Origin of the sequence: Acidobacterium capsulatum ATCC 51196 (assembly GCF_000022565.1) — a bacterium.
In the GTDB taxonomy this organism is placed as follows: Bacteria; Acidobacteriota; Terriglobia; order Terriglobales; family Acidobacteriaceae; genus Acidobacterium; species Acidobacterium capsulatum.
In genome coordinates this window covers 3,212,462-3,234,468 of the sequence record NC_012483.1, presented here as the reverse complement: position 1 = coordinate 3,234,468, position 22,007 = coordinate 3,212,462, and the positions used below count along the sequence as shown (strand labels likewise).

Here is a 22,007-nt window from a genome sequence, read left to right as displayed (position 1 = left end):
TTACTAGGTTGGAGGTTCCGCAGTGTTTCTAGGTCTTGATATTGGTACGGGCGGCACACGCGCCGTTCTCGTCAGCCCCGCCGGCGAGCTGGTCGCCTCGGCCTCGGCCGAACACGAGAGCTTCCGCTCCCCTGAGCCCGGCTGGGCCGAGCAGGACCCCCACGACTGGTGGCGCGCCGCGCAGCAGGCCATTCGCGAGACGCTCGCCCAGGTGCCCGGCGTAAAAATTGATGCCGTCGGCCTCACTGGCCAGATGCACGGCGCCGTCATGCTCAGCAAGGATGGCAGCGTGCTGCGCCCCTCGCTCATCTGGTGCGACCAGCGCACGCAGCCGCAGTGCGACTGGCTGCATGAGCAGTTCGGCGGCGGCGAAGCAGGCCGTGAAAAACTCATCGAGCTCACCGCCAATCCCGCGCTGCCCAACTTCACGCTCACCAAGCTGCTCTGGGTGCGCGACCACGAGCCCGAGATCTTTGCCCGCATCGCGCACGTGCTCTGTCCCAAGGACTACGTCCGCTTCCGCATGACCGGCACCTACGCCATCGACGTGCAGGAGGCCTCCGGCACGCTGCTGCTCGACGTCGCCCATCGCCGCTGGTCGAGCGAGGTCGCGCGCGTGGCCGGTATTCCCGAGTCCTGGCTGCCTGAGGTCTTCGAGTCCCCCGAGGTCTGCGCCCATATCTCCGCCGAAGCGGCGCAGCTTCTCGGCATTCCGCAGGGCACGCCCGTCGTCGCCGGAGCCGGCGACCAGGGCGCGGGCGCGGTTGGCATGGGCATCCTCGAGCCCGGCTCCGTCTCGGCCACCATCGGCACCTCCGGCGTCGTCTTCGCCGCCACCGCGGCCCCCACGCGCGACCCCCGCGGACGCCTCCACACCTTCTGCCATGCCGTCCCCGGCCGCTGGCACGTCATGGGCGTCACGCAGGCGGCCGGGCTCTCCCTGCGCTGGTTCCGCGATACCTTCTCGCCCTGCGTGGACTACAATGACTTCACCACCGGCGCGGCCAACATTCCCGCCGGCAGCGAGGGCCTGCTCTGGACGCCCTACCTGCTCGGAGAACGCACGCCGCATCTCGACCCGGAAGCGCGCGCGGCCTTCGTCGGCATTCACGCCAACCACACTCGCGACCACTTCGTGCGCGCTGTGATGGAAGGCGTCGCCTACTCGCTGCGCGACACCTTCACCCTCTTTGCCGAACTCGGCATCCCCGTCAAAGGCGTGCGCCTCGGCGGCGGCGGAGCGCGCGGCAAGCTATGGCGTCAGATCCAGGCCGACATCTACAACCACACCGTCGATGTGCTCACTGCTGAAGAGGGCGGAGCCTTTGGGGCCGCGCTGCTCGCAGGTGTCGGCGCCGGCGCCTGGGCCAATCTCGACGAAGCCTGCAAGGCCGGCATTCACGTCGCCCAGCAGATTCCGCCGCAACCGGCCGCCGTCGAGCGCTATGAGCGCGCCTACAAGGCCTTCCGCGCCGTTTATCCAGCGCTCAAAAACATCCACGCCTGAGCACTTCCATTTGCGCCGGGCCGCACCCTCGGCCCGGCGCAAAACGTCTGCTTCCGGCCAGACAACCCTTCGTGGACTCGGCAATTCGCCCACTGACAACTGCGGACTGACAACTGAGAACTGTCTTTGTCACTGCACCGGCATGGGCGCGCGATACCCTTCTTTCGCAACCACTGCATACCGCAGCGGCCGGTGCTTCTGATTCACAATCATGAGCGGCCGCCCCTTGCTATTCACCAGGCGCACCTGAATACGCCGGTAAGTGCCATCCATCTTGCGATCCGTGGGAATGTAACTGATCTCGTACTGATTCCGAATCTGGCCGTTGATCTCGGCGAATATATCCGGCATCGCCGCCTCAAAACGCGGCGCAAAGTATTGTCCGCCGGTCATCCGCGCAAACGCCTGCATCTGGTTATCCGCAATCAGAAATTTTGACTCAAGCAGCGGACTCATCCCCCCAAAACCATCGGCCATCAGCCGCGCATAATGCCCCGTGCTGATCGCGAAGATCGTCACATCCGGCGTCTGCCGGATCTTGTCGAGCACCTGGTCATAGTTGATCTTCGAAAAGCTGTCGATCCCCGACGCCACCAGAATGATGTACTTGCGCCCCTGGACGCGCGCGAGCCGGTCAAGCGTGGTGTAGAGCGCGTCATATAGATTCGCCTCCGTCCATGTCGGCATCGTCAGGGTATCGAGCGCATCCATCACCCGTGCCTTGTTTTGCGTGAAGTCGGTGAGCAGATGCGTGTGCATGTCAAAGGTCTCCACGGCAATCTCGTCGTCGGGCCCCAGGTCTCTGGCAAAGGCATAGGCCGCATTCTGCATGTCATAAATGAAGTTGTAGTTTGTCGCCGCAAACTCCAGCAGCAGCACCGCCGTGATCGGTGCCTGCACCTGCCGGAAATGCGCAATCTGCTGCGGAACGCCGTTCTCAAAAACCTCGAAATTCTGTTTCCGCAGATCCGCTACAAAATGATGCGTCTTCGCAAGCACCACGCCAACATCCACATTCACCAGCGAAGCGTTCACCCGCAGCGCCAGGTGCTGCAGGCCCGGCGGATTCTTCACCATCTCCTCCGGCGCGCTCCCCGGCGGCGCGGGCGGCGTCACCCTGCGCGGAATCGCAATCGCTCCACTGTCCGCCTCCGGACCGCCCAGTTCCGGTGCCGGCGGATACCCGGGCGCTGCGGCGGCAGGAGCTTTCGCTGCCTTCGCCTCGGGCGGCCGGGGCTTCGTCTCCGGCTTCGCTTTAGGAGCCATCACCGGCGGAGTGCCGGGCGAGGTCGCCGTTTGGTCGTACTGGGCATGCAACGGCATTGCGGTGAGCAGCAAACCCGCCAGCACAGTCACCATCCCCGGCAAAAATCGCTCCCGGCGCAGCATCGGAAAACTCCTCGCACGCATTCTCAGACGGGCCACCGCTTCCCGGCAAGAGTACAACCGGCTACTCTGTTGTTGTGACGCAGTATTTCACCAGATTCGCTCACCGCGCGGCCCTCGCCCTCTTCGGCCTTTCGCTCCTTTCCGTGATTCCGGCCCGCGCCGCCCAAAGCCCCGCCGAAAGCCCCGCGCTGCCGCCCCAACCGCCGGCCACCACCACGTTCTTTCCCTTGAGCCAGATTCACGCCGGCCTGCAGGGCGTCGCCTACACGGTCTTTCAGGGCACCCGGCCGCAGCCCATGGGCGTGGAGATTCTCGGCCTGCTGCACGATGCCCTCGGCCCGCATCAGGACATGATTCTCGTGCGCCTCGAAGGCAAGCAGCCCGACTACACCGGCGTCGTGGCCGGCATGAGCGGCAGCCCCGTCTATGTGCACGGCAAGCTCGTCGGCGCGCTCTCCTACCGCATCGGCCAGTTCAGCAAGGAGCCCATCGGCGGCGTCACCCCCATCCAGCAAATGCTCGAGGTCCGCGACCTCAAGCCCGCCTCGCCCGTCGCCGACATGCAACTGGCAAGTGACAACCTGCCCGGCGATGCCACCGAAAGCACCACAGGTCTCACACCCACTGCGGCCGGCGGCGGCACGCTTGAGCCTATCGAGACGCCCCTCAACTTCAGCGGCTTCAGCCCGGCCGCGCTCCAGTTCTGGAAGCAGCATGCCCGCGGCCTCGGCATGACCGATGTCTCCGCGCTCGGCGGCGGCTCTGACAGCCATGCAAGCGATCCCGGCCCGCTGCGCCCCGGCGACGCCGTCAGCGCTGTGATGGTCAGCGGCGACCTGCAGATTTCCGCCACCTGCACCGTCACTTATGTGGACGCGCATCACATGCTCGCCTGCGGCCACCCCATCTCGCAGTACGGCTCCGTCTCCATTCCCATGACCCGGGCAGAGGTCCTCGCGACGCTGCCCTCGCCCATGAATTCCTTCAAGATCATCAACACCACCCAGACCATTGGAGCCATCACCCAGGACCGCGCCTCAGCCATTCTCGGCGTCTTCGGCCAGCAGGCTCGCACCATCCCGGTCACGCTCCATATCGATGGTCCCGGCACGGCCACGCCGCAAACGCTGCATTTGCATGTCATCGACCAGCCCCAGCTCACGCCCCTTGCCGTCATGGTCTCTGTCTATCAGGGCCTGATGCAGCAGAACAGCTACACCTCGCAGGCCAGCTACCACGTCACCGGAACCGTCCAACTCGCCGGCTATCCGGCCTTGCATCTCGACAATCTGGTCGCGCCCACCAGCGGCTTTGCCGCCAATCTGCTCGCCGCCCTCACCGTCGGCGCACGCTTCACGCAGATTTACGACAACGCCAGCCGCCGCACACCCATCCAGAAGGTCGATCTGAACATCGAGCAGATTCCCGAGCGCCTCACCGCCTCGCTCATCGCCGCGCATGCTGACAAGTCCATCGTGCACGCCGGCGACACCGTCACACTTGAGGCCTCATTGCTGCCCTGGCACGGAGAGATTCGCAACCTCCGCATCCCGGTCACGCTGCCCACGTCACTGCCGCCCGGCCCGGTGCGCCTCTTCCTCAGCGATGGCCCTTCACTCGATCAACTGCTGCAACCCACCGCCGCAAACAAGCAGCCCCTCAGCGTCGCCGCCACCATTGCGCAGCTCAACAGCGACCACCCCAGCGACCGCCTCTACGTCACGCTGCTCGCGCCGCAGACACAGGCCGCGCTCGACGGCCGCACCCTGCCCGCGCTGCCCATCTCCATGGCTAACGTGCTTGACCCGCTCCGACAGGACCACGCCCTCACCCTCCACGGCGAGTCGGCCATCCCGGTCACTTCTCTGCCAGTTCACGCGATGCTCAGCGGCAAACAGGTCATCACGCTGCAGGTAGTGGATTAGCAGGTGGTGGATGAAACGAAGCTGTGTAAACTAACCCTGATTCCGCAGCCGCAGCGCGCCAAATATTCCGTCCGCACACAGAAGGGCCATCTCCGTCTATGAACAGATATCTGCTCGTCATGACTGCTTGCATCGACCCGAGCGCGGGCCACTACCCGCTGCAGCGCAACCAGCCGTCGGTTCGTCTGGAGGACTACAAATCAGCGCTCCGCTACTGGTTGAAGCATCCGGATAAGAGACTGCAAAAGATCCTGTTCATTGAAAACTCAAATTACCCGTTGAATGAACTGGAGCAGATTGCCCGGGACGAAAATCCGCTCAATAAAGACGTGGAGTTCATCAGCCTCGACTGCAACTGGTATCCGCCGGGCGGCCATTACGGATATGCGGAACTGCGCATGCTTGACCTTGGTCTGAACCAGAGCCGTTTGCGCGATCAAACCACGCACATGATTAAAATCTCCGGCCGGTTTACTTTTCCCGCTTTGAAAAAGCTGCTCGATCGCTTGCCGGATAATTTTGACGCGGCTGCGGACACCCGCGCCTGGCGCTCCCTGACCAAGCGTCACAGCCACCCCAATGTGACGACCCAGATCATCCTCTTCAAGCACGACTTTTACCGTGCCTATCTGCAGGAGTGCTACAAGGATCTGGAAACCGGATCGGAAACTCACATGGAAGGCATCTACTACAAGAAGCTGGATGCTCTCAAAGAGAATCATCGGATTGTGTTCCGGTTTCCACTCAACGTCGATCCGGTGGGTCATCCCGCACATCGCGCGAAGGGCTATCAGCATCCCTCTCAGATCGTCAAAAGCGGCATTCGTGCCGTGGCCCGGCGAGTCCTTCCAGGCTGGTGGCTCTAACCGGTAGCAGGTTGCTGACGGGGATGGAGTTAGCGCTGCTCCTGTAAACTAGCCGCAGCATGATTCGCCGTCTGGCTCGCCTATCCCTCCTTGGCTTCGCGCTCGTCTCGCTTGCTGCCACCCTCCACGCCCAGGGCACGCAACTCTGGACCGAGTCCAGCTACCAGGGACTCGAAGGGGGCACGCCCCACGGCGCGGCCATCGCCAGCGACGGACGCCTGCTGCCCGGCCCCGCCAGCAAGCTGATCGACACGACGCCCTCCACCTACGTCTGGGGCGTCGCGGCCGGCAAACAGGGCAACGCCTATCTCGCCACCGGCTCGCCCGCTAGCGTGCTCCGCGTCACGCCTGACGGCAAATCCACCACGCTCTTCACCACCAAGGATCTCAGCGTGCAGGCCATTACCGTCGGCCCGCATGGCAGCGTCTACGCGGCCACCATGCCCTCCGGCAAGGTCTACAAGCTCGCGCCCGATACACCCAACCAATCCGCGGCCAAAGCCACGGTGGTCTTCGACTCCTCCAAAATCAAGGGAAATCCCAAGTACATCTGGGCACTCCTGTTCGGCCCGGATGGTGACCTTTACATCGCGACCGGCGCTCCCGCTGCCATTTACAAGGTCGCGCCCGGCGGCCAGCCCACGCTCTTCTACCAGAGCGACGAGCCGCACATCCGCGCCCTCGCCTTCGCGCCCAACGGCGACCTCATCGCAGGCTCTGACGGCTCCGGCCTCGTCTATCGCATCAGCAAGAGCGGCAAGGCATATGTGATCTACGACGCGCCCAAAAAGGAAATCACCTCCCTCGCGGTCGCGCCCAACGGCACCATCTACGCGGCAGGCGTCGGCGGCAAGGGCAAAAATACGCTTCCCCCGCTGCCGGCCAGCAGCGGCTCCGGCAGCACCGTCACCGCGACCATCACCATTGTCACGGCAGGCTCCGTGCAGGCTGCCAGCAGCAACACGCTCATCCCTGACGGCACGCAGATTTATGAGATCGCCCCCAGCGGCGCGCCCCGCGTGCTCTGGAGCGGCCACAACGACATCGTCTACGCTCTGCATTGGAGCAAAGACGGCCTCATCGCCGCCAGCGGCAACAGTGGCCACATCTATCGCATTCACGAGAGCGGCCAGTTTGAAGACATCGCGCACCTTGACGCCTCGCAGGCCACCAGCCTCGCCGCCACGAAGGATGGCCTCTACGTCGCCACCGCCAACGCCGGCAAGCTCTACCGCCTGAGCAACGGTGCCGCGCCGCACAGCAGCTATGTCAGCGATGTCTTCGACGCGGGCGTCTTTGCCCAGTGGGGCCGCGCCGAGGTCGAGACCACCACCCCATCGCTCGTCCAGTTGTACGCGCGCACCGGCAATGTAGAAAATCCCGCCCGCGCCTGGAGCGACTGGCACCCGGTCGCCCTCGGCCATGCAAGCGGCAACCTCGGCGTTGAGAATTCCCGCTTCCTCCAATGGAAGCTCGTCCTGCAGCCCGGAGCCAGCGTCAGCTCCGTCGGCATCAACTATCTGCCCGTCAACGTTGCCCCGGTCGTCGATGAAGTGGTCATCGCCCCCGGCGTACGCGTCAACGCGGCAGCTCTGGAACAGCAAGGCCCGCAGCAGGTCACCGTCAACTTCCCCTCGCAGGAGCAGAACGACGCAAGCTCCGGCGGCGACTCCACCAACGGCCCGCTCGCCGGCTTCCTTGACCGCGCGGACATCACCGTCCGCTGGCGCGCCCATGACGACAACGGCGACACGCTCGTCTACTCGCTCTACTACCGCGCGCCCGGCGAGCAGAACTGGATGCCTCTCAAGCGCCGCACCCGCCGCACCTGGTTCACCTTCCCGGCATCGCTGCTGCCCAATGGCCGCTACCGCGTCATGGTCGTCGCCAGCGACGCACCTTCGCACAATCCCGGTGAGGCCCTCACCAGCTCGCGCGTCAGCGACCAGTTCCTTGTGGACACCGCGCCCCCCGCCATCACCGCGCTGCGCGCCCAGCGCGACGGCAACCGCCTGCACGTCACCTTCACCGCGACCGATCCGGTTTCTCCCGTCGCCAGGGCCGTCTTCTCACTCGACGCCGGCCGCTGGCAATACATCGAGCCCGTCGGACACATCTCCGACAATCTCACCGAGCACTACGACTTCTACGTGCCGCTGGCCAAAAATCCGCCCGCTGTCTCGCCCGAAGTCGCTGACCCGAACGAGCATCTCATCACCGTGCGCGTTCATGACCGCAACGGCAACGCCGCCACCGCCAGCACGCTGGCGCACTAGTCTGCCTGTGAGAACGAGAGACCGCCGTCATGCGCTTTGAGCTCTTCATCGCCGCCCGCTACCTGCGCGCCAAGCGCCGTCAGGCGGTCGTCGGCGTCATCACGGCCATCTCGGTCGTGGGCGTCGCCGTGGGCGTGGCCTCGCTCATCATCGCGCTCTCCATCACCACCGGCATGCGCCGCGACCTGCAGGGCAGCCTGCTCAGCTCCACAGCCGATGTGGACCTCACCCGCACCATGAGCGACGGCATCCAGAACTGGGAGCCGTTGCTCGCACGCCTGCGCGAGCTGCCGCACGTCACCGCCGCCGCACCCGGCCTCTACGATCCCGTGCTCATCTCCCACGGCGTGCGCGGCACCGGAGCCATGCTCAAAGGCATCGTGCCCAAAGACGAGCGTACCGTCAGCAACCTGCTCTCTGACTTCACCCACGGCAGCGGCGTCGCGCTCTCTGACCCTGAGAGCAGCGCCACGCCGCCCATCGTGCTCGGCTCTGACCTGGCCGACACCATCGGCGCCAGCGTCGGCGACACCGTGCTCGTCACCAGCCCTCAAGGCGACCTCACGCCCTACGGACTCGTGCCGCGCTACCAGCGCTTTCAGGTCGCCGGCATCTTTCACTCCGGCTTCTATCAGTACGACTCCAGCTTCGGCTTCATCCGCCTCAAAGACGCCCAGGCGCTCTTCGGCGAGCCGGACGTGATCTCCATCATCTCCTTCAAAATCGACAATCTCTACCAGGCCCCGGCCATCGGCCAACAAATTGAAAAGGCCGCCGGCAAAGGCTTCTCCACCACCAACTGGATGGAGCAGAACCGCCAGCTCTTCGCCGCGCTCCAGGAAGAGCAGGTCGTCACCTTCATCATCATCGGCCTCATCGTCTGCGTGGCCGCGCTCAATATCCTCATTGCGCTCACCATGATGGTCATGGAAAAAACCAAAGACATCGCCGTGCTCATGTCCATGGGCGTCGAGCCCGGCCAGGTGCGCCGCATCTTTCTGCTGCAGGGCCTGCTTATCAGCGTCATTGGAACCTTCTTCGGCCTCATTCTTGGCTACGCCATCTCGCTGCTCGGCCAGCACTACCACTTCATTCATCTGAACGCGCAAGTCTATTCAATTGACTACCTTCCGTTCGCTCCGCGCATCCTAGACGGAGTGGCGGTCGCAGCCCTTTCGCTGGGAGTTTCGCTCATCGCCACACTGTACCCATCCAGTTCGGCGGCGCGTGTTCTGCCAGCCGAAGCGCTGCGCTATGAATAATCGAACGTTCCGCCGCCGTTTCAGAAATCTGTCCGTCCTCTGCGCGCTGCTGTTCTTCTTTGCGCCGCACCCGAGCCGCGCCTACTCATTTCTCACGCACGAAAGCATCATTGATCTCGCCTGGGACCCCGCCATCAAGCCCCTGCTCCTTAAGCGCTACCCACACACCACGGCGACTGGCCTCCGCATCGCACACGGTTATGCCTACGGCGGCTCCACCATTCAGGACGCCGGCTACTACCCCTTCGGCAAAGATTTCTTCAGCGATCTCACCCATTACGTCCGCACCGGAGCCTTCGTCACCGCGCTCCTGCGCGACTCCCGCAACGTGGACGAGTTTGCCTTCGCCCTTGGCGCACTCTCCCATTACGTGGGCGACGCCATCGGCCACAGCTACGCCGTCAATCCCGCCGTGGCCATCGAGTTCCCGGGCCTGCACCGCCAATACGGCAAGATCATCACCTACGAAGACAGCCCGCACAGCCACGTCCGCACCGAGTTTGCTTTTGACATTGACCAGCTCTCCAAAGACCGCTTCGCCCCCACCGCCTACCTGCGCAGCGTGGGCATGTACGTGCCACGCCGGCTCATGAATCAGGCGTTTTACGAGACCTACGGCCTCAGCCTGCGCAGCGTCCTCGGCAACGAGCGCGTTGCCTTCCGTGGATATCGCAGCTCCGTGCGCCAGTTCCTCACGCGTGTGGCTTACGCTGAGGTGCTGCTCCACCGCAAGCGCATGCCGCCTGACGTGAACACGCCCCAGTTCCGCGAGTTCCAGGCACGCCTCCAAACCGCCGGTCAGCAGAATCACTGGCAGCGCTTCCGCACACACCACATCGGCTTCAGCACCCGCTTCTACGCCTTCCTCATCCTGATTGTGCCCAAGGTCGGCTCGCTCTCTGACCTCTCCATTCGCGGCCCCAATCAGGCCACCGAGCAGCGCTACATCTACAGCGTCAACGACGCGGTCGACGAATACGATTTCCTCATCGGCACCATCGGCCGCGTCGGAGTCCGCAACTTCTCGCTGCCCAATCTCGACCTCGACACCGGCTTCCCATCTTTTCCCGGCAGCTACGCCCTCACCGACAAGACCTACGCCAAACTCCTCGACCGCATCACCCGGCCCGGAGTCGCGCCCCACGTGCCCGAGGCTCTCAAAGACAGCGTGCTGGCCTACTACGCCAACCCCAACGCGCCCGACACGCTCAAAAAGCACCGCCGGGAGTGGCGTCGCGTCCAGGCCGACCTCGCCCTGCTTCGTCAGAAGCCCGCTCTGCCCGCTCACTTGGCCTATATCCGCAATCTTTCGGCGCAAAGCCCGTCCCGGAACAAAACCGGTCCCGCTTTTTCAGAGCCTTCCACTCTCACGCAATAGAGCAGTTCAGGAAAGGGTGCAGCCCGGAGCCGGAGCCGGAGCCACAGCCACAAGCCGACGCGACCAGCAGGGAGCGGCGGCACTAAAAAAATGCAGAAATGTTCACCGTATTTCCTGAACTGCTCTCATCACGCTTCCCTTTTTCCGCCCCGGAGTGCTAGACGTAGTTATGGATTCGGTGAACTCTTCCTCCTTTGCGACGCCGCCCGGCCCCGCCGTCCCGGCTGGCAGTCTGCGTCCGAAGGCCCCCCTCGCGCATCCATCTATTATCCAGTTGATTAACCTGCGCAAGGCCTACACCACCGGGCGCGGAGAACTGGTGCTGTTTGACAACCTCGATCTGGAGGTTGCCGAGGGCGAAATGCTCGCAATCGTCGGCCAGTCCGGAGCAGGCAAGAGCACCCTGCTGCATATGATGGGAGCGCTCGACGCGCCCTCAAGCGGCGAGGTCTTCTGCTCAGGAGTCGAGGTGCAGCGGCTCAGCGGCAAAGAGGCCGCCCGCTTCCGCAACCGCCAGATCGGCTACGTTTGGCAGTTTCACTACCTGCTGCCCGAGTTTACGGCGATTGAGAACATCGCCATGCCGCTGCTGGCACGCGGAGAAACCAAGGCCGTCGCGCTCGAAAAAGCCTCTAAATGGCTCAACGAGGTGGAGTTAGCAGACCGCGCCACCCATCGCGCCGGCGAGCTTTCCGGCGGCGAACAGCAGCGCATCTCGCTCGCAAGGGCTTTGGTCACCGAGCCACGCATCCTGCTCGCCGACGAACCCACCGGAGACCTCGATGCCAAAACCTCGGATGTGGTGTTTGCACTCATTGAGCGGCTGCATCGCGTGCACCGCCTGACCTCGGTGCTGGTCACGCATAACATGATGCTGGCCGCCCGCTGTACCAGGACCCTGCGGCTCAATTCGGGCCGCCTGACCGAATTCTCACCAGACTCGGCCAACCAGCCGATAGTCTGACCTGACAGAGCAGCGCCGAAGGCGGACAATAGAGGCAATGCCTTCGTTGTAATGGGTTGATCATTCAACCTTCCGGTCGTCCAACACTTTGGCCAACTTTTTAGGCCCGGGACGACGAGCAGTCACGAAGAGTCTCGCGAATTCCGAAGCTGCGAACCACGACTCGCAGCCCATGGGTCCGGCGGGCTTCTTCCCTAGGGGGAACATGTTCGAACGCTATACAGAAAAAGCACGGCGCGTGATCTTTTTCGCACGGTATGAGGCCAGCCAGTTCGGCTCGCCCTATATCGAGACCGAGCACCTGCTGCTGGGTCTGCTGCGCGAGGACAAAGCGTTGACCAATCGCTTCCTTCGCTCCCACGCGTCAGTGGAGTCGATTCGCAAGCAGATTGAAGGCCACACCACCATTCGCGAAAAGGTCTCGACCTCCGTCGACCTGCCGCTCTCCAACGAATGCAAGCGCGTGCTCGCCTACGCCGCCGAAGAAGCCGAGCGGCTCTCGCACAAGCACATCGGCACCGAGCACCTGCTGCTCGGCCTGCTGCGTGAAGAAAAGTGCTTCGCCGCTGAAATCCTCCAGGAGCGCGGCCTCAAGCTCGTCGCCATTCGCGAAGAGCTGGCGCGCGCCACGCAGGAGAAAGCGCCGCCCGCGCAGCGCAACCGGGAATCCAGCCTGCTGGCCGAGTTTTCGCGCGACCTCACCCAGGCCGCGGCTGACAACACACTCGACCCGCTCATCGGCCGCGATCAGGAGCTCGAACGCGTCGTCCAGATTCTCTGCCGCCGCACCAAAAACAATCCGGTGCTCATCGGCGAGCCAGGCGTCGGCAAAACCGCCATCGTTGAGGGGCTGGCCCAGCGCATCGCCGACGGCGACGTGCCCAGCTTCCTCGCCGACAAGCGCGTGCTCGCGCTCGACCTCTCATTGATCGTCGCGGGAACGAAATACCGCGGCCAGTTTGAAGAGCGCCTCAAGACCATCATGAAAGAGCTGATGGAAAATCAGAACTCCATCATCTTCATCGATGAGCTGCACACGCTGGTCGGCGCAGGCTCGGCCGAGGGCTCGCTCGACGCGGCCAACATCCTCAAGCCCGCCCTCTCGCGCGGTGAAATCCAGTGCATCGGCGCCACCACGCCCGGCGAGTACCGCAAGTCCATCGAGAAAGACCGCTCCCTCGAGCGGCGCTTCCAGGCCGTCAAGGTGCCGCCGCCCAATGAAGAGGATGCCATCAAGATCATCATGGGCATCAAAGACCGCTATGAGAAGTTCCACGCGGTCAGCTACACCGATGATTCCATCGAGTTCGCCGTCTCGCACTCCAATCGCTACATTCCCGACCGCTTCCTGCCCGACAAGGCCATCGACCTCATCGACGAGGCCGGCGCGCGCGTCAAGCTGCGCCAGACCTCGCTGCCTGAGGAGATCACCGAGGTACAGAAGCGCATCAAGTTCATCGTCCACCGCATGGAGAACGCCATCGCGAACCACGAGTTCGAAAAGGCGCGCTTCTACTCCGACGAGGAACGCAAGGAGCGCGAAAACCTGCGCGCCCTCCGCGAGAAATATCACCTCGATGACTCCACCGCCGGCATCGTAAGCCGCGAAGACATCGAAGACGTGGTCAGCCGCTGGACCGGCGTGCCCATCACTTCGATCAAGGAAGAAGAGACCCAGAAGCTGCTGCGCGTCGAAGGCGAGCTGCACAAGCGCGTCATCTCGCAGGAGAAGGCCATCTCGGCCCTCGCCCGCGCCATCCGCCGCTCCCGTGCGGGCCTCAAGTCGCCGCACCGGCCCATCGGCTCGTTCCTCTTCCTCGGCCCCACCGGCGTTGGCAAAACCGAGGTCGCGCGCACCCTCGCGCAATTCCTTTTCGGCAGCGAGAAGTCGATCATCCGCTTCGATATGTCGGAGTTCATGGAAAAGCACTCCGTCTCGAAGCTCATCGGTTCGCCTCCGGGCTACGTCGGCTATGAGGAAGGCGGCCAGCTCACCGAGCGCGTCAAACGTTCGCCCTACTCGGTCGTGCTGCTCGACGAAATCGAAAAGGCGCACCCGGATGTCTTCAACATCCTGTTGCAGGTCTTTGAGGATGGCCAGTTGACCGACGGCCTCGGCAACACGGTCGACTTCAAGAACACCATCATCATCATGACCTCCAACATCGGCGCGCGGCACCTGCAGCGCAAGCAGGGCCTCGGCTTCCAGAGCGACCGCGAAGAGCTCGTCATGGACAAGGTCGAAGATCTCGTGCGCAACGAGGTCAAGCGCACCTTCAATCCCGAGTTCCTCAACCGCATCGACGAGATCATCATCTTCCAGTCGCTCACCGACGCCGACCTCATCCAGATTCTTGAACTGCTCGTGCAGCAGCTCAATGCCAATCTGGCGCAGAAGGCCATCACCATCTCGGTCAACGAAGAGGCCAAGAAGTGGATCCTCGAGAAGACGCTCATCGACCGCAGCTACGGAGCGCGCCCCCTGCGCCGCGCACTGCAGCGCTACGTCGAAGACCCGCTCTCCGAGGCCCTCATCGCCGGCCACATCAGTGACCGTCCGGCCTTCCTTGAGGTCTACCTCGACAACAACCAGCTCTTCTACCGCCCCGTCGCGCGCGAGGGCGAAGACACCAAACCCGAAGGCGTCCTGCTCTACAGCTAACCGCCTTCTGAGCACGCAAAAAGGCCCGGCAACCGCCGGGCCTTTTTCTTATTCTGCGAACTGACCTTGCCGCGCTACGCCTTCACCGTCTTGCGAGCCGACTCCACCAGATCATCCACCACATCGCGGCCGCGCTTCACATACTCCTGCGCGCGCTCCTGCACTTCTTCCGCGGTCTCACGCAGATAATCGCCCGCGTCTTCCACGTTGCGGCGAATCTGACGCCGCGTCCGCTCGCCGCTCTGCGGTGCATACAGCAGCGCCACGCATGCGCCGGCAACCACTCCCACGGAAAATGCTGTCCAGACCTTCACGCTGTTCATAGTCTTCTCCTTGGCTTGCATCGGCCGCGGAGGCAAACTGCAGTCAGCCCCGCAACCACGGATTTTTTCCTCTATTCAGATACACCCGCTGCCTCCGAGGTTGCCAAATAAAAAAGGCCGCCCCGGAGCACCCTCCGCAGCGGCCCTTTTCACTTCTGATCCTGCTAGCTCTTCGTCTGCAACTGCTGCGCCTGCAGCGTCACCAGTTCGGAGAGATCTTTCTTCTCGAGCCCGTGGACTTCCTTGTTGAACTCGTCCACCTTGCTCGACCAGTTCATCGAGCAGAACTTCGGCCCGCACATCGAGCAGAAGGCCGCGTCCTTGTAGTAGTCATCCGGCAGCGTCTCATCGTGCATGCTGCGCGCCGTTTCCGGATCGATCGAGAGAGCGAACTGCTTCTCCCAATCGAAGGTGTAACGGGCATAGCTGATAGCGTCGTCGCGGTCGCGCGCGCCCGGCCGGTGCCGTGCAATGTCGGCCGCATGCGCCGCAATCTTGTAGGCAATCATGCCGTCCTTCACATCCTTCTCGTTCGGCAGGCCCAGGTGCTCCTTGGGCGTCACATAGCAGAGCATCGAGGCGCCATGCCAGCCGATCAGCGCCGCGCCAATCGCCGACGTGATGTGGTCATAACCGGGAGCAATGTCGGTCACCAGCGGCCCCAGCGTGTAGAAGGGCGCGCCAAAGCAGTACTCCACTTCCTTGTCCACCTGCTCCTTGATCTTGTCCAGCGGCACATGCCCCGGCCCTTCGATCATCACCTGCACGTCGCTCTGCCAGGCCTTCGCCGTCAGCTCGCCCAGCGTCTTCAGCTCGGCATACTGCGCCTCGTCGGCGGCATCGGCCACACTGCCCGGCCGCAGGCCATCGCCCAGCGAGAAGCTCACATCGTGCTTGGCCATCACCTTCACAATGCGGTCAAAGTGCTCATACAGGAAGTTCTGCTTGTGGTGGTGCGTCATCCACTGCGCCAGAATCGCGCCGCCGCGGCTCACAATGCCCGTGATGCGCTTGGCCACCATCGGCACATACTGAATCAGCAGTCCCGCATGCACCGTGAAATAATCCACGCCCTGCTCGGCCTGCTCTTCAATCACTTCCAGGTACACGTCGATGTTCAGGTCTTCGAGCCGCTTCACGCGGTTCAGCGCCTCATAAATCGGCACCGTGCCAATCGGCACCGGCGAGTGCCGCAAAATGGCGTCGCGAATCTCCGGAATATTCCCGCCCGTCGATAAATCCATCACCGTATCGGCGCCAAACTGCACGGCCATATGCAGCTTGCGCAGCTCTTCATCGATATTCGACGTCACGGCCGAGTTGCCGATATTCGCATTCACCTTGCACTTTGAGGCGATGCCAATCGCCATCGGCTCCAGCTCCGGGTGATTGATGTTCGCCGGAATAATCAGCCGCCCGGCCGCGATCTCGTCGCGCACCAGTTCCACCGAAATCTGCTCGCGCTTGGCCACGTAGGCCATCTCCTCGGTGATCAGCCCTTTGCGGGCAAAGTGCATCTGCGACATGTTGGTGTCGCCCGTGCGCAGGGCTTCGGCTTTGCGCTTTACGATCCATTCAGCGCGGGGTTTCAGAATCTCAAGTGTCGGATTGGAAGCCATGTCACCTCTTCTCGAAGGGAGCGGAGTCTCTTGCGTCTCTCTTCAGGCAAATCTTTGCTGGATTATAAACGCCCCCGCCCGGCTCGCTCGCCCGAGGGGCTTTGTCTTTTCGATGCGGTCAGCGCGGAATCGTCTGCATTCCTTTTCTTCTCAAAATCCCTGAATTCCTCCGCCCCTGTGACACCAATCACAGTACCCAGCCCCAAAGGCGGGCGTAAAATGAGATTGCTATGAACACCAAAGGACAGACGTACAAGGTCGCCCTCGCCATCCTGGTCATCCTCGGCTCCATCGGCTACCTGGCCGTCAGCGCCGAGCAGTCCAACAAGAGCTATTACGTGACCATCCAGGAACTCCAGACGATGGGCAACAAGGCCTACACGCGCCATCTTCGCGTCTCCGGGCAGGTAGTGCCCGGCAGCATCGAGCGTCAGGGTCCGAATGCAAACTTCACCCTCTACGAGCAGAACCGCAAGCTCCGCGTCGAGTACGTCGGCGAAGAGCCCCCGCCCGACACCTTCAAGGGCAACGCTCCCGCGCTGGCCGTTGGCACCTTTGGCCGCGACGGCGTCTTTCACGCCACTGAACTGCAGGCCAAGTGCGCCTCGCACTACGCTCCCGGCAAGCAGGGAGCAAAGCCGGGCATGCAGCCCGCCACGGCGTCCACGGCCACCGCATCGACTCAGGACGACACCACGGCCATGGCCGCCGCCCACCCGCTTGCCTCACACCCCGTGGCCCGTTAACGAAATCATGACCGTGGCCGGCAGCCCCACAGCAGAGATGCGCAATTCCGCCCCCTCGGCGCCGGCCCCCGCAGCGCCCCCTGCCGTGCGGCTCGAGACCGTCTCCAAGCTCTACGGCACCTTTGCCGCGCTGCGCAAAATCACCCTCGAAATCGAAACCGCCCGCTGCTATGTCCTGCTGGGCGAAAACGGCGCGGGCAAGTCCACTCTGCTGCGCGTGCTCGCCGGGCTCATCCAGCCCAGCTATGGCACCGTGCGCGTCTTTGAGGGCATCGCTCCCGGCCAGGCGCGCGGACGCATCGGCTACATGAGCCACGCGCCCATGCTCTATGACCAGATGACCGGGCAGGAGAACCTCGCCTACTTCGCCGGCCTCTACCGCGACCGCCACTGCCTTACGCCCGCCGAGGCGCTCACTGCCGTGGGCCTTGACCCCGCGCTCACACGCCCCATCTCGCAGTACTCGCAGGGCATGCGCCAGCGCGCCTCGCTCGCCCGCGTACTCATTTCGCAGCCTGAATTACTGCTGCTCGACGAGCCATTCTCCAACATGGACGTCGCCAGCGCCCACCAGATGCTCGACCTGCTCCACACCATCCGCGCCGCCGGACGCACCATCGTGCTCACCACCCACCAGCGCGAGCTGGCCGAGCCGCTCGCCGACTCGCTGCTCATCATGCAGGCCGGCGCCGTGTCCCAAGTGCTCGATGGCCCCGCCCGCCGCTCGGGAGCCTCCGCATGAGAACCAACGCAGCGCGCTTTCTCGACACCCTCAAAATTCCCTACGAGCTGCGCGAATACCATGTCGCGCCCGAGGAATTCTCCGCCATCGCCGTCGCCGAAAAAATCGGCATGCCGCCCGAGCAGGTCTTCAAAACCCTGCTCTGCGTCACGCACGAGCGCGATCACGTCTTCGCCGTCGTCCCCGGCAACGAAGAGCTCGACTTCAAAAAGCTCGCCCAGGCCGCCAGCACCCGCAAGGCCGAGATGGTCGCCGTTAAAGACGTGCAGCCCCTCACCGGCTACGTGCGCGGCGGCGTCACCGTCTTCGGCGCAAAAAAGAGCTTCCCCGTCTTTGTGGACGAGACCATCGAGCTCTTTGACACCATCTCCGTCTCCGCCGGGGCGCGCGGCATTCAAATGCTGCTCTCGCCCACGGACTATCTCCGCGCCGCCGAGGCCTCCGCCGTTCCGCTCACTAAGGATGTTCTGCCCGAGGCTGCCCGATGAAGCGCCCCTACGTGCTCGTGCATCTGGCCAAGGATCTCCGCATCGAGTGGCGATCCAAAGACGCCGCCAACGCCATGCTCTTCTTCGCGCTGCTGGTCGTCGCCATCTTCAGCCTGGCCTTTGACCCCACCGATCCCGGCCTGCACAAGTTCACCGGAGCCATCCTCTGCGTGGCCATCATGTTTGCCGCCGTCAGCTCGCTCAACCAGGTCTGGGCGCGCGAGCTGCAAAATCAGGTGCTCGACGCACAGCGCATGACCAACGCCGGCGCCAATGATCTGTTCATCGGCAAGGTGCTGGCCAATTTCCTCTTCCTCACCATCGTTGAGATCATCCTCGCGCCCTTTTTCGTCATCTTTTACAACCTGCGCGTGGTCGGCAATGCCTGGACGCTCGCCGTCATCATCCCCCTCGGCACCTGGGCGCTGGTGGTCAACGGAGTCTTCTTCGCCGCGCTCTCCATCCGCACCCGCAGCCGCGAGCTGCTGCTGCCGCTCATCCTGCTGCCCATCTTCATTCCGGCGCTGCTGGCCATGGTGGTCTCCACCAGCGCCGTCATCACCGGCGCATCCGACCCCGGCATCTGGATCAAGATGCTCGCCGTCTACGACATCATCTTCACCACGGTCTGCCTGCTGCTCTTTGACACCGTGCTGCACGCCGAGGGATGAAGCGGCCCACGTCTCGCTGCACAAAATAGTCGCGTGCTTGCGCCTCCATGAGAATATGGTGCCGGGTTTATATGCGATCGAAGACGCTACTCTTCTTCTGCTTTTTTGCCATCTTTATGCCATGCCCGGCCATACGGGCGCAATCTACGCCTCCGAGCACGGCGAAGCTACCAATCCATGAATCCTCAAAGTCCGCAGCAGCAACGAACACCAGCGGCGATGTTGAGATCCTGAACCCCATTTCCCCCCAGGACCTGACAATTCTTGAAGGTCGCCTGCCGAAGATCCTCGCTCGCACAAAGAAGAACTGGTATCGGCTGGTTCCCGAAGAAGCACGAGCTCCGGAAGACCGCAAGGGAGAGGTGGATATCCGGTTTACCCTGCTACCCAATGGCAAAATCACCGATATGACGGTCTTCCACTCAAGCGGCGACAAAGCCATGGATGCCGCCGCGTGGCATGCGCTTCAGCATGCGGCTCCATTTCACCGCCTTCCACGGCGATTCCATGGGAAGCGGATCATGCTGCAGTTCAACTTTCTCTACAATCAGGCTCCTGTGGACGAGCAACATTCCGCGCCGTCCGGTGAGCCACGTCACTGAAACTTCCCCGCCGCGCTCCTATACTGGTGGGAAACTCGTCTCATAAAGGGAATGCTCCCCATGAAGAACCTTCGATGGCTCTGGCTGCTGGTGACCCTGGGCGTTCTGGCCGAGGGCTTCCGCGTCGCCATGTTTGTCGTCCCGCCCGATGCCGCGCAGGGCGATGTGCAGCGCATCTTCTACTACCACTTCGCATCCTGGTGCGGAATGGGCCTCTTCTATCTCATCAATCTGCTCGGTTCGGTCGCCTATCTGGCCTGGCGCAACAGCAAGCCCGCCACGGCCCTCAAAGCCGACTCGCTCGCCGTCACCTCCGCGGAGATAGGCGTCGTCTTCTGCACCATCGGCCTGGTCACCGGCTCCCTCTGGGGCCGCGCCGTCTGGGGCATCTGGTGGACGTGGGACCCGCGCCTCACCTCGACCTTCGTGCTCTGGCTCATCTACATCGCCTATCTGCTGCTGCGCCGCCTCGCCGCCGGCCCGCAGATGCGCACCCTCGCCGCCGTCATGGCCATCTTCGGCTATGTCGATGTGCCCATCGTCTACATGTCCACCCGCTGGTGGCGCACCCAGCATCCGCAGCCTGTCTTCTTTGGAGGCCCCAACTCCGGCATCGCCTCCAGCATGATGCCCGCCGTCTGGTGGAACATGGCCGGATGGCTCATGTGGGGCATCTGGGTCGCCTCGCTGCGCTATCAGAGCATCCACAACGAACAACTCGCCGAGGAAGAAGCCGCCCGGCAATCCCTGGAGGCCGCACGATGATGACCATGACCCCGATGGAACGCAGCCACCTCCACCTGGCCTATGAACTCACCTGGGTCATCCAGTTGATCTATCTGGGCTACGTGCTCTTCCGCTTGCGCAAGAGCAAAAGCAAGAGCCTCTAGAAGACGTCCGGTAGCCTCGGGAACGCTCGATCTCGGGAACGCCCGATTCAGTCATGCATGAAGGGTACGGGCTTCAGCCCGTACATCAACGCCCACTCTAAGTCCGGGGCTTCAGCCCTGCCGAAATTCCCACATCTCGGGTGGCCCACTCAAGCTTCTTCTGTTGAGTGGAGAACAAAGCAATCTGCCCGACAACCCGGGTGCCCCACGTCCGTCCGTTCGGACGTGGGATCTCCACCCTCCACCCGCCTACGATGGGAGCGCCTGATAACACCAGGGAAGGTCTGACGAAGCCGCTATTTGAAGGGTTTCCTGCGCAACAAAACGTATCAGGGCACGACTTCAGTCGTGCCGTAACCAGCAATAAACAAGCGGGCTTCAGCCCCTGCCGAAATTCCCACATCTCGGGTGCCTGTAGAAGGTCAAGAGGTTGTTCCTTCTTGGGATCGGCTGCTTGGCGGTTTGTAGTTGAGGCTACCATGAGGTCTTTCGTGGTTGTAGTAGTGGATCCAGGACTGCAAGTGTTGATCTCTCTGGCTGGAGTCGGTCCAGTGTTTGGCGTAAGCCCATTCGCGCATGGCTGTCTGGATGAAGCGCTCGGCCTTGCCGTTGGTTCTGGGGGTATAGGGCCGAGTGCGGCTGTGTTTGATGGCCATCTGCTGGCAAGCCTGACGGAACTGGCGAGAGCGGTAGCTGCTGCCGTTGTCGGTCAGCAGCGCGCGGATGCCGATACCATGGCTGGCGAAAAACTCAACCGCCGCGTGCAGAAAACCGATCGTGGTTTCCGCCTTCTGATCGGCCAGCATCTGGGCGAAGACCATGCGCGAGTGATCGTCGACGGCCACATGCAGAGCCAAAAAGCCCGGGTGTTCCTTCTTGCCCCGCAGCCTGCCGTCGCCGCGCAGCGAGACCTCGCCGAAGCGCGTCATGCCTTTGATGTCCAGATGCAGCAAGTCGCCTGGAGCGGCATGCTCATAGCGAACCACCGGCGGAGGCGGGTTCAGATCGCGCCATCGGCTCAGCCGCGCGCGCCGCAAAATACGGCTCACCGAAGACACGCTCACAGCGCTGCGCCGGGCGATCTGATACCCCGGCATGTAACCCCGCCGTAGCTCAATCACACTCAGCCGCAACGCCTCCGGCAAGCGCCGCGGGCTGCGATGCGGACGCGAGCTGCGGTCCCGCAAGCCATCCGAACCCTCGGCGCGATACCGGCGCACCCATTTGCCGGCCGTCTTTGCGCTCACGTTGAAGCTGGCCGCGGCCAGCTTCAACGTGCACCCGGTACAAATAACTTTTCTCGCCAACTGCTCTCGACTGTAAGGCGTTAGACGAGCATTCTGGTGAATGTCCATTCGATCTCTCCGAAGACTCTGCTTGTTCGCCACAAACAGCTTCTCCGCGAAATTTCGAATGGACAACCTCTTGAAACATCACAGGTGCCCCACTCAAGCTTCTTCTGTTGAGTGGGGAACAAAGCAATCTCCCCACACAATCCGGGTGCCCCACGTCCGTCCGTTCGGACGTGGGATCTCCACCCTCCGCCCCCTTACGATGCGTCATTCTGAGATGGGGCCCCAGGAACGGCACTTCGTTCCCGGGGCGGGAAGAATCCCTGCAATGCTGCGGCCGCCAAATGACGTCCGGAGTTTCTCCCACCCGGCCAGCCCTCACACTTCCTGCATGAAGGGTACGGG

Annotated in this window: 19 protein-coding genes; 15 read left to right on the top strand and 4 right to left on the bottom strand. The window is 62.9% G+C overall.

Features of this window, described 5'->3' with window-relative positions; genetic code table 11:
• Positions 1-22: 22 nt before the first annotated feature.
• On the top strand, positions 23-1,507 hold the full coding sequence (gene xylB / locus ACP_RS13210) for a xylulokinase (protein ID WP_015897834.1): 1,485 nt from the start codon (positions 23-25) through the stop codon (positions 1,505-1,507).
• 129 nt (positions 1,508-1,636) lie between these two features.
• Here xylB and ACP_RS13205 read toward each other — a convergent pair whose 3' ends face one another.
• Entirely contained in the window at positions 1,637-2,896 is a 1,260-nt protein-coding gene (locus tag ACP_RS13205; RefSeq protein WP_015897833.1) for a VWA domain-containing protein, read from the bottom strand.
• A 74-nt stretch (positions 2,897-2,970) separates the two neighbouring features.
• Here ACP_RS13205 and ACP_RS13200 point away from each other — a divergent pair, with 74 nt between their 5' ends.
• From ACP_RS13200 to ACP_RS13170, 7 genes are all read left to right on the top strand, one after another.
• Entirely contained in the window at positions 2,971-4,821 is a 1,851-nt protein-coding gene (locus ACP_RS13200; protein ID WP_015897832.1) for a hypothetical protein, read from the top strand.
• Positions 4,822-4,919: 98 nt separating this feature from the next.
• Entirely contained in the window at positions 4,920-5,687 is a 768-nt protein-coding gene (locus ACP_RS13195; RefSeq protein WP_015897831.1) for a hypothetical protein, read from the top strand.
• Positions 5,688-5,746: 59 nt separating this feature from the next.
• Entirely contained in the window at positions 5,747-7,963 is a 2,217-nt protein-coding gene (locus ACP_RS13190) for a hypothetical protein (protein ID WP_015897830.1), read from the top strand.
• Positions 7,964-7,992: 29 nt separating this feature from the next.
• A complete protein-coding gene (locus ACP_RS13185; protein ID WP_015897829.1) occupies positions 7,993-9,225 on the top strand; it encodes an ABC transporter permease in 1,233 nt (410 codons plus the stop codon).
• A complete protein-coding gene (locus ACP_RS13180; protein ID WP_052294812.1) occupies positions 9,218-10,603 on the top strand; it encodes a zinc dependent phospholipase C family protein in 1,386 nt (461 codons plus the stop codon). The genes ACP_RS13185 and ACP_RS13180 overlap by 8 nt, the downstream gene beginning before the upstream one ends.
• Positions 10,604-10,772: 169 nt before the next feature.
• Positions 10,773-11,567, top strand: a complete 795-nt coding sequence (locus ACP_RS13175) for an ABC transporter ATP-binding protein (protein WP_015897827.1) — start codon at positions 10,773-10,775, stop codon at positions 11,565-11,567.
• Positions 11,568-11,772: 205 nt separating this feature from the next.
• Positions 11,773-14,229 (top strand): ATP-dependent Clp protease ATP-binding subunit, encoded by a 2,457-nt coding sequence (locus ACP_RS13170; protein ID WP_015897826.1) that lies wholly within the window; start codon positions 11,773-11,775, stop codon positions 14,227-14,229.
• 74 nt (positions 14,230-14,303) lie between these two features.
• Here the strand turns inward: ACP_RS13170 and ACP_RS13165 are convergent, their stop codons facing one another.
• Together ACP_RS13165 and thiC are read right to left on the bottom strand one after the other, a co-directional pair.
• Entirely contained in the window at positions 14,304-14,552 is a 249-nt protein-coding gene (locus ACP_RS13165) for a YtxH domain-containing protein (RefSeq protein ID WP_015897825.1), read from the bottom strand.
• 164 nt (positions 14,553-14,716) lie between these two features.
• Positions 14,717-16,171 (bottom strand): phosphomethylpyrimidine synthase ThiC, encoded by a 1,455-nt coding sequence (thiC, locus tag ACP_RS13160; protein ID WP_015897824.1) that lies wholly within the window; start codon positions 16,169-16,171, stop codon positions 14,717-14,719.
• A 230-nt stretch (positions 16,172-16,401) separates the two neighbouring features.
• On the opposite strand from thiC, the gene ACP_RS13155 reads away from it, so the two are divergent.
• The 7 genes from ACP_RS13155 (at position 16,402) to ACP_RS18700 (ending at position 20,310) form a co-directional block, all read left to right on the top strand.
• Entirely contained in the window at positions 16,402-16,917 is a 516-nt protein-coding gene (locus ACP_RS13155; RefSeq protein ID WP_015897823.1) for a cytochrome c maturation protein CcmE, read from the top strand.
• A gap of 37 nt (positions 16,918-16,954) precedes the next feature.
• Positions 16,955-17,659, top strand: a complete 705-nt coding sequence (locus ACP_RS13150) for an ABC transporter ATP-binding protein (protein ID WP_041840300.1) — start codon at positions 16,955-16,957, stop codon at positions 17,657-17,659.
• Complete coding sequence (ybaK, locus tag ACP_RS13145; RefSeq protein WP_015897821.1) at positions 17,656-18,147, top strand: Cys-tRNA(Pro) deacylase; 492 nt, start codon at positions 17,656-17,658, stop codon at positions 18,145-18,147. The genes ACP_RS13150 and ybaK overlap by 4 nt, the downstream gene beginning before the upstream one ends.
• Positions 18,144-18,818, top strand: a complete 675-nt coding sequence (locus ACP_RS13140) for a heme exporter protein CcmB (RefSeq protein WP_015897820.1) — start codon at positions 18,144-18,146, stop codon at positions 18,816-18,818. The genes ybaK and ACP_RS13140 overlap by 4 nt, the downstream gene beginning before the upstream one ends.
• Positions 18,819-18,889: 71 nt before the next feature.
• Positions 18,890-19,420 carry a TonB family protein gene (locus tag ACP_RS13135; protein ID WP_041839573.1) on the top strand — a complete coding sequence of 177 codons (531 nt, stop codon included), beginning with the start codon at positions 18,890-18,892 and terminating at the stop codon, positions 19,418-19,420.
• Between the two features lie 60 nt (positions 19,421-19,480).
• Complete coding sequence (gene ccsA, locus ACP_RS13130; RefSeq protein WP_148215158.1) at positions 19,481-20,185, top strand: cytochrome c biogenesis protein CcsA; 705 nt, start codon at positions 19,481-19,483, stop codon at positions 20,183-20,185.
• Positions 20,182-20,310 carry a hypothetical protein gene (locus ACP_RS18700; RefSeq protein ID WP_274425368.1) on the top strand — a complete coding sequence of 43 codons (129 nt, stop codon included), beginning with the start codon at positions 20,182-20,184 and terminating at the stop codon, positions 20,308-20,310. Before ccsA ends, ACP_RS18700 begins: the two co-directional genes overlap by 4 nt.
• A 422-nt stretch (positions 20,311-20,732) precedes the next feature.
• On the opposite strand, the gene ACP_RS13125 is transcribed toward ACP_RS18700, so the two are convergent.
• On the bottom strand, positions 20,733-21,665 hold the full coding sequence (locus ACP_RS13125) for an IS481-like element ISAcp2 family transposase (RefSeq protein ID WP_012680514.1): 933 nt from the start codon (positions 21,663-21,665) through the stop codon (positions 20,733-20,735).
• Between the last annotated feature and the right edge of the window lie 342 nt (positions 21,666-22,007).